Source organism: Mycobacterium sp. TH-M116 (assembly GCF_057473685.1).
The window spans coordinates 1-10,316 of sequence record NZ_JBYCLC010000226.1 but is presented as its reverse complement, the minus strand read 5'-3'; the positions used below and the strand labels follow the sequence as shown (position 1 = coordinate 10,316).

Annotated in this window: 10 protein-coding genes; 4 read left to right on the top strand and 6 right to left on the bottom strand. The window is 69.3% G+C overall.

Annotated features, from left to right (window positions below; genetic code table 11):
• Positions 1 to 108: 108 nt before the first annotated feature.
• Together AC2VOK_RS11545 and AC2VOK_RS11540 are read right to left on the bottom strand one after the other, a co-directional pair.
• On the bottom strand, positions 109 to 1,317 hold the full coding sequence (locus AC2VOK_RS11545; RefSeq protein WP_428900589.1) for a thiolase family protein: 1,209 nt from the start codon (positions 1,315 to 1,317) through the stop codon (positions 109 to 111).
• 31 nt (positions 1,318 to 1,348) lie between these two features.
• Positions 1,349 to 1,747 carry a Zn-ribbon domain-containing OB-fold protein gene (locus AC2VOK_RS11540; protein WP_428900588.1) on the bottom strand — a complete coding sequence of 133 codons (399 nt, stop codon included), beginning with the start codon at positions 1,745 to 1,747 and terminating at the stop codon, positions 1,349 to 1,351.
• Between the two features lie 86 nt (positions 1,748 to 1,833).
• Between AC2VOK_RS11540 and AC2VOK_RS11535 the strand changes: the two genes are divergently transcribed.
• Entirely contained in the window at positions 1,834 to 3,027 is a 1,194-nt protein-coding gene (locus AC2VOK_RS11535) for a pyridoxal phosphate-dependent aminotransferase (RefSeq protein ID WP_428900587.1), read from the top strand.
• 14 nt (positions 3,028 to 3,041) lie between these two features.
• Here the strand turns inward: AC2VOK_RS11535 and AC2VOK_RS11530 are convergent, their stop codons facing one another.
• Positions 3,042 to 4,235: a PPE family protein gene (locus AC2VOK_RS11530; protein ID WP_428900586.1), complete on the bottom strand. Its 1,194-nt coding sequence runs from the start codon at positions 4,233 to 4,235 to the stop codon at positions 3,042 to 3,044.
• 143 nt (positions 4,236 to 4,378) lie between these two features.
• Here AC2VOK_RS11530 and AC2VOK_RS11525 point away from each other — a divergent pair, with 143 nt between their 5' ends.
• A complete protein-coding gene (locus AC2VOK_RS11525) occupies positions 4,379 to 5,086 on the top strand; it encodes a response regulator transcription factor (protein ID WP_428900585.1) in 708 nt (235 codons plus the stop codon).
• Complete coding sequence (locus tag AC2VOK_RS11520) at positions 5,083 to 6,507, top strand: sensor histidine kinase (RefSeq protein ID WP_428900584.1); 1,425 nt, start codon at positions 5,083 to 5,085, stop codon at positions 6,505 to 6,507. Before AC2VOK_RS11525 ends, AC2VOK_RS11520 begins: the two co-directional genes overlap by 4 nt.
• Positions 6,508 to 6,533: 26 nt before the next feature.
• Here AC2VOK_RS11520 and AC2VOK_RS11515 read toward each other — a convergent pair whose 3' ends face one another.
• The 3 genes from AC2VOK_RS11515 to AC2VOK_RS11505 all read right to left on the bottom strand — a co-directional run bounded on the left by AC2VOK_RS11515 (position 6,534) and on the right by AC2VOK_RS11505 (position 8,641).
• On the bottom strand, positions 6,534 to 6,989 hold the full coding sequence (locus AC2VOK_RS11515) for an SRPBCC family protein (protein WP_428900583.1): 456 nt from the start codon (positions 6,987 to 6,989) through the stop codon (positions 6,534 to 6,536).
• 253 nt (positions 6,990 to 7,242) lie between these two features.
• Positions 7,243 to 8,325, bottom strand: coding sequence for a CaiB/BaiF CoA transferase family protein (locus AC2VOK_RS11510; protein WP_428900582.1), 1,083 nt, complete (start codon positions 8,323 to 8,325; stop codon positions 7,243 to 7,245).
• 4 nt (positions 8,326 to 8,329) lie between these two features.
• Positions 8,330 to 8,641 (bottom strand): SRPBCC family protein, encoded by a 312-nt coding sequence (locus AC2VOK_RS11505; RefSeq protein WP_428900581.1) that lies wholly within the window; start codon positions 8,639 to 8,641, stop codon positions 8,330 to 8,332.
• A gap of 65 nt (positions 8,642 to 8,706) precedes the next feature.
• Between AC2VOK_RS11505 and AC2VOK_RS11500 the strand changes: the two genes are divergently transcribed.
• On the top strand, positions 8,707 to 10,316 hold a 1,610-nt coding region (locus AC2VOK_RS11500; protein ID WP_428900580.1), incomplete at its 3' end, for an alpha-keto acid decarboxylase family protein.

Genomic DNA, 10,316 nt, shown 5'->3' with positions numbered 1-10,316 from the left:
GGTTAGGCCGGAGTACCAGCACCCTAACAGGACTCCCATCCAACCTGTTGGTTGGGCCGACGGCGCTCGGCCGTCCCCGAACCGCCGAGCGTCACGCCGTCGACAAGGTCAGGCCGCTGATTTCTCCAGGATGTGCACGCCGCAGGCCGAGCCCAGCCCGATGACGTGGGCCAGCCCGACTTTCGCGTCGGCGATCTGACGGTCGCCGGCCTCGCCGCGCAGGTGGTGGCAGACTTCCCAGATGTTGGCGATGCCGGTGGCCGCGATGGGATGACCCTTGGACTGCAGCCCGCCCGAGACGTTGACCGGTGTCGAGCCGTCGCGCCAGGTGGCCCCTGAGTTGAAGAAGTCGGCGGCCCCGCCCTCTTCGCACAGCATCAGGTTGTCGTAATGCACCAGCTCGGCGGTGGCAAAACAGTCGTGCAGCTCGACCAGGTCCAGCTCGCCCGGGCCGACGCCGGCCTGCTCGTAGGCGGTCGCGGCCGCCCTGCGCGTCAGCGTGTTGACATTGGGCAGGACTTGGCAGCCTTCTTCGTAGGGATCGGTGGTCAGCACCGACGCCGACACCTTCACCGCGCGCCGACGCTGCTGCAGCGAGAGAGACTTCAGCGTCGCGCCGTTGCAGACAACGGCGGCCGCGGCACCGTCGCAGTTGGCCGAGCACATCGGGCGGGTATTCGGGTAGGCGATCATGACGTCGCCCATGATCTGCTCGAGGGTGAACCGTTTCTGGTAGGCGGCCAGCGGGTTCAGCGTCGAGTGGGCGTGGTTCTTCTCGCTGATCTTGGCGAACAGCTCGAAGCTGGTGCCGCCGTACTTGTGGCCGTACTCGGTGCCGATCTGGGCGAACACCCCGGGCATGGTCTCGGTGCCGATGCGCCCGTCGACCGGGGCGACCGCGCCGTAGCGGCCCTTGGGCGCCCACACGTCGTCGGACTTCTGCTGACTGCCCCCGGCCAGCAGACCGGCCCCGGACAGCTTCTCCACACCCACAGCCATCCCGTAGTCGACCTCGCCGGCCTTGACCGCCATGATCGCGGTGCGCAGTGCGGTGGCCCCGGTGGCACACGCGTTGGCCACGTTGTACACCGGGATGCCGGTCTGGCCGATCTGCTTCTGCAGCTGCTGACCGATGCCGGCGCTGGCGTTCATCAGGTTGCCCGCCGCCAGCACACCGATGTCGGCCATGCTCACCCCGGCATCGGCGAGTGCGCCCATTGCCGCCTCGGCCGCCAGGTCGACGGTGTCGAGGTCGGGGTGCTTGCCGAACTTGGTCATCCGGATGCCCAGGATCCAGATCTCGTCGCTGGCGCTCATCGTCGCTGCTCCTTCGAAGTGACTCGGTTGCTCAGGCGGCCGGCTCGAAACCGAAGCCGATCGCCTCGGTGCCCTCGGCGTCGGCTCCCAGCGAATGGGTGGCCAGCCGCACTTTCATCCCATCGCGCACCTGCTCGGGGTCGGGCTCGACATTGATCAGGTTGGCCCGCACCTGGGTGCCGTCGCAGTCCACCACCGCCGCAACGAACGGGGTCGGAATCCCCGGCGCGGCGAACGTGACGATCGTGAACGCGCGCACCGTGCCCTCGGTCGCTACCGGGACGGTCGTGAACTCCGTGGCAAAACAACTCGCGCACGCGTTGCGCCGGTCGAAGAACCGGGCCCCGCAGTGGGTGCACTCGTGCGCGACGAGGTGCGGTTCGCCGTCGTCGAGCACCAGATAGTCGACCAAAGGGATCTGCCCGGCCATGACAACCTCCGTCCCGTGTGTAAACGACCGTAACCCATCCCGGGCCCTGCGGGACGCATCGGCAACGCGCCTTAAGCTCGACTGCCATGACGGTGTCGCGACTGCGTCCGTACGCGACCACGGTGTTCGCCGAAATGTCGGCCCTGGCCGCGCGGATCGGCGCGGTGAACCTCGGCCAGGGCTTCCCCGACGAGGACGGGCCCCCCGCCTTGCTGAAGGCCGCGCAGGACGCCATCGCCGAGGGCGCCAACCAGTACCCGCCGGGCATCGGCATCCCGGCGCTGCGCCAAGCCATCGCCACCCAGCGGCGGCGGCGGTTCGGCATCGACTACGACCCCGACACCGAAGTGCTGGTCACGGTCGGGGCCACGGAGGGCATCGCGGCGGCGGTGCTCGGCCTGGTGGAGCCCGGTGAGGAAGTCGTGCTCATCGAGCCGTTCTACGACTCCTACGCCCCCGTGGTGGCCATGGCCGGCGCCCACCGGGTGGCCGTGCCGCTGGTCGCCGACGGGCGCGGCTTCGCCCTGGACTCCGACGCGTTGCGCCGGGCGGTCACGCCGCGCACCCGGGCGCTGATCGTCAACACACCGCACAACCCGACCGGCGCGGTCCTGAGCAGAAACGAACTGGCGGCCATCGCCGAAATCGCGGTCGCGGCAGATCTTGTGGTGATCACCGACGAGGTGTACGAGCACCTGGTGTTTGACGGGCACGAGCACCTGCCGCTGGCTGGCTTCGACGGCATGGCCGAGCGTACCGTCACCATTTCCAGCGCCGCCAAGATGTTCAACTGCACCGGCTGGAAGATCGGATGGGCCTGCGGCCCGGCCCCGCTCATCGTCGGCATGAAAGCGGCCAAACAGTATCTGAGCTATGTCGGCGGCGCCCCGTTCCAGCCCGCGGTCGCCCTGGCGCTCGACACCGAGGACGCGTGGGTGGCCGAACTCCGGAACACGTTGCAGGCCAGACGGGACCGGCTCACCGCGGGGCTGACGGAGATCGGTTTCGAGGTCCACGACAGCCACGGCACGTACTTCCTGTGCGCCGACCCGCGCCCGCTCGGCTACGACGACAGCACCACGTTCTGCGCGGACCTACCGCAGCGGGTGGGCGTGGCCGCCATCCCGATGTCAGCGTTCTGCGACCCGACCGCGGGGCACGCCGCGGAGCAGGCCAGGGTGTGGAATCATCTGGTGCGCTTCACCTTCTGCAAACGTGAAGACACCCTGGACGAAGCGCTCAGGCGACTCGCGGCATTGCGGAAACGGCCCGCAGGATAACCGGGGCGCGTTGCTCATCCCGCGGCCGGCGGGCGGGCCAGCACCGCAGGACGGAACCCGTAGCGAGGGGCCGCGGTGAACATGCCCTGCGTGGCCATGTTCGTGATCGGCGTCATCGGTGGCAGACCCATCGATGCGGCGGCCTCGCTCGGCAGCGATCCGAACCCGGCCCCCGGCAGTCCCGCCGCAAAACGGTCGGCTATCGGCCCCGGCGACCACGCCTGCGGCACGGACAGTGCGCCGACCGGGACGGCCCGGCCCAAGCCCGCCGACACCGCGCCCGGGCTCCCGACCACACCCAGGTTCACCGTGCCGAGTGGCCCCAGGGCTCCCGACCCGACGCCGTGCGGCAGCGCCGCCCCGGCTGCGGGAATGGCCTTGGCGGCCGCCCCGACCGACGACATCAGGGATTTCGACATGTTGGCCATCGAGAGTCCCCGCATCGGCATCATCGAGACGATCGACGCCGGATAGAGGACCGTCTTCAGGTTGTTCATCGAGGAGTTGAACACCGCCGTCAGCGTCGACGTGGACGGCAGGGACGACGCCGAGGACAACGGTGAGGCGAGCCCCTGCAGGGTCTGCGGCAGCGCAACCATGGCCTCCTGCAGGGTCGTCTGGGTGTTGGCCGCCGCGGTCGTCGTGGCGGCGTGCACCGCCGCGGCCTGGCTGACCAGACCCGCCGGGTTGCTGACCTGTTGCGGCGCCTGGAACGGCGTCAGCCGCGATGCGCTCGCCGAGGCGCCGGCGTAGCCGTACATGGCGGCGGCGTCCTGCGCCCACATCTCGCCGTACTGCGCCTCGGCAGCCGCGATCGCCGGGGTGTTCTGCCCCAGGAAGTTCGCGGCGATCAGCGACATCACCAAACTGCGGTTGGCCGCGACGACCTGCGGCGGCACCGTCATCGCGAACGCAGCTTCATAGGCGGCCGCCGCCGCGCGCGCCTGGGCCGCGGTCTGCTCGGACTGGGCGGCGGTGGTGTTCATCCACGCGACGTAGGGCGCGACCGCGCCGGCCATCGAGGCCGACGCCGGTCCCGTCCACGAACTCGCCAGGCCCGAGATCACCGAGTCGTAGGAAGCCGCCGTGACACGCAGTTCGGCGGCCAGTCCGTCCCAGGCCGCCGCGGCCGTCAGGAACGGAGCAGAGCCCGGTCCCGCATACATCCGCGCGGAGTTGACTTCCGGTGGCAGCATTCCGAAATCCATTGCGCAACAACCTTTGTGCTCGGGTAGGTCGGGTCTTCGTTCGACCCCGACACTCCGCGGCGAAGCTGAAGCGCAGCTGAAAGAGGCGCCCGCGGGCGCGCACGCTCAGCCTCCCTTCAGGAAAACGTCGTCACAATGGCCGTGTGCATGGACTTTCGGCTCGACAGCACGCGGACACCAACCCACCCCGGGTGCTGGTGGTGGAGGACTACGCCGCCATCCGCGAGATGGTCGTTGAGGCGCTCGCCGATGCCGGGTACATCAGCGGCGGGCGGGTGGACGGCCGGGGGCTGGAGGATGCGCTGGCCGCGTTTCGGCCCGACTTGGTGGTGCTCGACGTGATGATGCCCGGCCGCGACGGCTTCGCCCTCATCGACGTGGTCCGCGGCTACGGTGACGCGGGCATAGTCCTGCTCACCGCCCGGGACGCGCTCCCGGATCGGTTGCACGGGCTCGACGCGGGCGCGGACGACTACGTGGTCAAGCCGTTCGACGTCGCCGAGCTGGTCTCCCGGGTGGGCGCCGTGCTGCGGCGACGCGGACGGGTGCCCTCGGCCATGCAGGTCGGCGATCTGGTGCTGGACGCCGACGGCGGTGCGGTGAGCCGGGCCGGCACCATCCTGGACCTCACCGGCACCGAGTTCAAGCTGCTGAGCTACCTGGTGGAACAACGGGGACGGACGGTGAGCAAGGACCAGATCCTGGCCGCGGTATGGGGATACGACGCCTATGACGCCAACCTCGTCGAGGTCTATATCAGCGCGTTACGCCGCAAACTGGAGGCACACGGGTCCCGGATGCTGCACACGGTCCGGGGCATCGGCTACCGGTTGTCGGCGGCCCATCCGTGACCGCGCCGACCACGCCCACTCCGTCGCTGCGCCGGCGGGTGACGGTGGCGACGGTGGGGCTGATCGCCATCCTGCTGATGGCCCTCGGCGCGGCGATCGACGAGGTGGTCGGCGTGCAGCTCAACCGTGACCTCGAGTCTCGGCTGGCCGACGACGTCGTCCGCGCCGCCAATCTCGTCAAGGTGGGCGTCGGGCCCGCCGAACTCGTCGCCCAGCTGCAGGCGCAGCGAATCCGCGTACAGGTGATCGGCCCGGACGGTACCCGCTACGGTGACCGCTCGCTGACGCCCACCGCGTCCCCGCCGCCGCAAACCGGGCTGGTGCCGGCACCGTCGGCCCGGGAGCGGAGCAGCAAGTCGGTCACCCGCATCTTGCGCGACGGCTCGACGCTCGTCATGGTGGCCAAGACCAACGGAATCCAGGCCCGCCGGGCCGAGCTGCGCCGCGACCTTCTCCTGGGCGGCGTCGCCACGCTGATTTTGATCGCGGCGCTGGTCCGGCTCGTCGTCGGTCGCGCGCTGGCCCCCCTGCAGCGGATAACCTCGACGGCGGAGCAGATCACCCACGGCGACCGCGGCCGTCGACTCCGGCCGGACCGGCCCTCGACCGAACTCGGCCACGCCGCCGCCGCGTTCGACACCATGCTCGACGCGCTGGAGACCGCCGAGATCACCGCCCACCAGGCCGCTGAGGCCGCCCAGGGAGCCGAGTTGAAGACGCGCCGCTTCCTTTCCGACGCGGCGCACGAGCTGCGCAGCCCGGTGACCGCGATCCAGGCGGTGGCCCAACAGCTGACCGCCAGCACCGAGGGAACCGGCCATGCCGACGCGTCGATCTCCCGGCTGCGCCGCTACGCCGCGCTGCTGGGCGACGAAACCCGTCGGGCCAGCCGGCTGGTTTCCGATCTCCTGGACATCGCCGGCATCGACGCGGGGGCGGCCTTGCGCACCGAGGACGTGGACCTCGTCGACGTCGTGGCCGCCGAGGTGGAACGCGCCGCCATGCTCGCGCCCAGCGTGTCGGTGCGCCTGGTCGGGGACGGCAGTCGCCTACCCATCCGCGCCGACCCGGGCCGGATCGTCCAGATCCTGTCGAACGTGTTGGACAACGCCCGCCGGTACACCCCGTGCGGCGGCGAGATCACCATACGCACCGCCGTGTGTGACCAGACCGCGGAGGTGACGGTTGTCGACACCGGGCCGGGCATCCCCGACGCGGACCGTGAGCGAGTCTTCGACCGGCTGGTCCGCCTCGACGACGCGCGGGACCGCGGCTCCGGAGGGGCCGGCCTCGGGCTGTCGATCGCCCGGGGACTGGCCGAGGTGCACCACGGTACGCTGGAGTGCCTTCCCCAGGAATCCGGAGCGGCCTTCCGGCTGAGTCTGCCGCTGACGCCGGCTTCCGCCGGACCGGCGGCCTGAGGCCATCCCGCGCCTTGCTCTACCTGCTACTCCGGTCCGCGGGGCCGCTGCGTGTCCAGGACCTGCTTGCGCAATCCCTCGGTTGCGGAGCGCAGCAACGTCTTTCGTGCACGGTTGACCAGAAACTCCGGCAACGGCGCCGACGGTTCCAGAGTGATGTCGAAATGGACTCGCGTCTTGTCGATGCCGATGCGTTGCAACCTGTATTCGACGTGCTGACCGTGCTGCTGCGCGGTCCTCTGCGCATCCCACACCAGCCAGTCAGGACCCCAATGGTATTCCAGCACTTCATGATCGACGATGCCGAGCACCTTGACCGTAACCTTGACATGGTGCGGAAGGCCGTCGGGATAGGTATCGATGATTTCGGCCTTCTTGTGCACCGAGGACCAGCTGGGCACCGAGTCGACATCGGCGAGCACCACCATGATCACTTCCGGAGGCGCATCGATGACGATCTGCGCCGACGCTTGTACGGCCACCGCTACCAGGCTAGCAATCGTGGCAACGGATGCGCCCGGGAATTTCCGATCAGCCCGCTGCCACCGGCGATGAGCCCGCTCAGTCCACACGGAGCCAGGTCGTGGCTGCACCCGCCCGGCTTGACGTTGCACTCGACATGCCGGCGACGTTGCCGGGGTGGCCCTTTGGCGTCGTGGACGACTCGCGCAGGGCCACTATGGTCAACCTGCCAACGCCCTAGAGGACGCGGGCACATTTCACCTAAACTGTTTATTACCAATTGATTTCACTCAGCAACGTGGTTCTGGCCACTGGTGCACCCACCGGCGGGGCCGGGGTTCGGGAAAAGCGCGGCGCAGGCGCGGCCTGGTCGACGCCGTGGGCGGTGATCAGCGTGGACCGAGCCCGCAGGTGGTCGTCGGTGGCCGCCTCGCCCCAATTCAGGACCGGCGTCACGCACGCGTCGGTGCCGGCGAAGACCCGCGTCCACTCGTCGCGGGTCCGGCCGGCGAACCTTTCGGCAAAAATGTCGCACATCTTCGGGTACGAGGCGATGTCGAGCTGGTCGGGTACCTCGTCGGGCAACAGGCCGAGCCCGGCCAGCAACGCGGCGAAGAACTGCGGCTCGATCGCCCCGACCGCCACGTACATGCCGTCGGAGGTCTCATAGCAGCGGTAGAACGGGGCACCGCCGTCGAGCAGAAACGATTCACGCCGGTCACGCAGCACCCCAGTCGACTTCATCGTCCACATCACCTGGGCGAGCAGACTGACCCCGTCGACCATCGCCGCATCGACGACCTGCCCGCGGCCGGAACGTTCCCGCTCGTACAAGGCGGCGATGATGCCCACCAGGACGAGCATCGAACCGCCGCCGAAGTCGGCGACGAGGTTCAGCGGCGGCATCGGTGGGCGATCGGCGTAACCGAGCGCGGAGAGCGCACCGGTCTGCGCCAGATAGTTGATGTCGTGGCCGGCCGTGTGGGCCAGCGGCCCTCGTTGCCCCCACCCGGTGATCCGCGCGAAGATCAGGCGCGGGTTTGCCGCCGCGCAGTCGTCGGGGCCGATGCCGAGCCGCTCGCAGGTGCCGGGCCGGAAACAGTCCAGCAGCACGTCGGCTTTGGCGGCCAGTTCCAGCAGTGCCCCGGGCCGGGCCTTGACGTCCAGGTCGACGATGCGCTTGCCGCGGTGCAGCAGGTCGCGGTTCTCCGGCGGGATCGTGAGCCCGCCGGCCGGGCGACGCACCCGTACCACGTCAGCGCCGAGGTCGGCCAGCATCATCCCGGCGTGCGGCCCCGGTCCGATGCCGCCGAGCTCGATGACCCTGACCCCGTCCAGGGGCCCGCCGCGAACCACCGGACTACTTGTCCTTCTTGCACTTCAGCACCCGTTCGCGCAGGGCGTTCGTCGCAGAGTCGATCGCCCCCTTGACGACGCGTTTGAGCACGAAGCCCGGAAGCGGCACGTTCGGGTCGGCGAGCAGCTCGAACTTCACCAGGGTGTCGTCCTTCATCGTGACCTGGCGCGGCCGGCCGTCGTCGCCGGTCTCGAGAACCTCCGCGCTCCGATGGGGTTCGGACCATTCGGGCATCGCCTCGAAGTCGGCGATGACGTCCAGGATCTGCGCCGGGCTCGCTTCGATGACGATGTCGCGCGACTCGGTGATGGCCATGGCCGCACCATAGGCCAATCGGAGCCGTAACGGGAGTGATTCGGACCGGGCGTAACGTCGACTTCGTGAATGATGCGACCCTCGAGCCCATCTACACCGTCGGCGACTACCTGCTCGACCGCCTCGCCGAGCTCGGCGTGTCCGAGATCTTCGGCGTTCCCGGTGACTACAACCTGGAATTCCTCGACCACATCGTCGCCCACCCGAACCTTCGATGGGTGGGCGGCGCCAACGAGCTCAACGCCGGCTACGCCGCCGACGGGTACGGGCGGCTGCGTGGAATGTCGGCCGTGGTAACGACCTTCGGGGTCGGCGAGCTCTCGGCGGCGAACGCGATCGCGGGCAGCTACGCCGAGCAGGTGCCCGTGGTGCACGTCGTCGGCGGCCCGTCAAAGGACGCCCAGGGCACCCGGCGTGCGCTGCACCATTCACTCGGCGACGGCGACTTCGAGCACTTCCTCCGGATCAGCCGCGAAATCACCTGCGCTCAAGCCAATCTCATGCCGGCAACCGCCTGCCGCGAGATCGACCGGGTACTGTCCGAGGTGCGGGAGCAGAAGCGGCCCGGATACATCCTGATGTCCACCGACGTGGCGCGTTTTCCCACCGAACCCGCCGACGCCCCGCTGCCGCGGTACACCGGGGGCACCAGCCCGCGGGCGCTGGCCGAGTTCACCGCGGCCGCCGCCGAGCTCATCGGCAAGCATCGGTTGACGGTGCTCGCCGACCTGTTGGTCCATCGGCTGCAGGTAGTCAAAGAACTCGAGGCGTTACTGGCCGCCGACGTGGTGCCTTACGCCACGCTGATGTGGGGCAAGAGCCTGCTTGACGAGAGTTCGCCGCATTTCCTGGGCATCTACGCCGGGGCGGCGAGCAACCCGCTGGTGCGCACCGCGATCGAAGAGGCGCCGGTGCTGGTCACCGCCGGGGTGGTCTTCACCGACATGGTCAGCGGCTTCTTCAGCCAGCACATCGACCTGACGCGAACCATCGACGTGGGGCAATACCAGAGCAACGTGGCGGGCCGGGTTTTCGCGCCACTGGAGATGGGCGCCGCCCTCGACGCGTTGGCCGAGATCCTGCTCCGGCGCGGAACACGTTCACCCGAGTTGGTGGCGGCCCCGTCCGAAACGCTTGCTCAGGCCGACGGCACGCCGGAACGCGACCAGCCGCTCACCCAGCAGATGCTGTGGGACCGGTTGTGCGCGGCGCTCACACCGGGCAACGTGGTGCTCGCCGACCAGGGCACATCGTTCTACGGTATGGCCGACCACCGGCTGCCGCGGGGGGTCACCTTCATCGGCCAACCCCTGTGGGGCTCGATCGGATACACCCTGCCCGCCGCGTTCGGTGCCGGGGTCGCGCATCCGGACCGCAGGACGGTGCTGCTCATCGGCGACGGCGCCGCCCAGCTGACCGTGCAGGAGCTGGGCAACTTTTCGCGCGAGGGGCTGTCGCCGGTCATCGTGGTCGTCAACAACGACGGCTACACCATCGAACGGGCGATCCACGGGGAGACGGCGCCCTACAACGACATCGTCAACTGGCGATGGACGGATCTCCCCAGCGCACTGGGCGTCACCAACTACCTGTCGTTCCGGGCGCAGACCTACGGCGAGCTCGACGACGCGTTCACCGCGGCGGCCGAGGAGCAGAACCGCATGGTGCTCGTCGA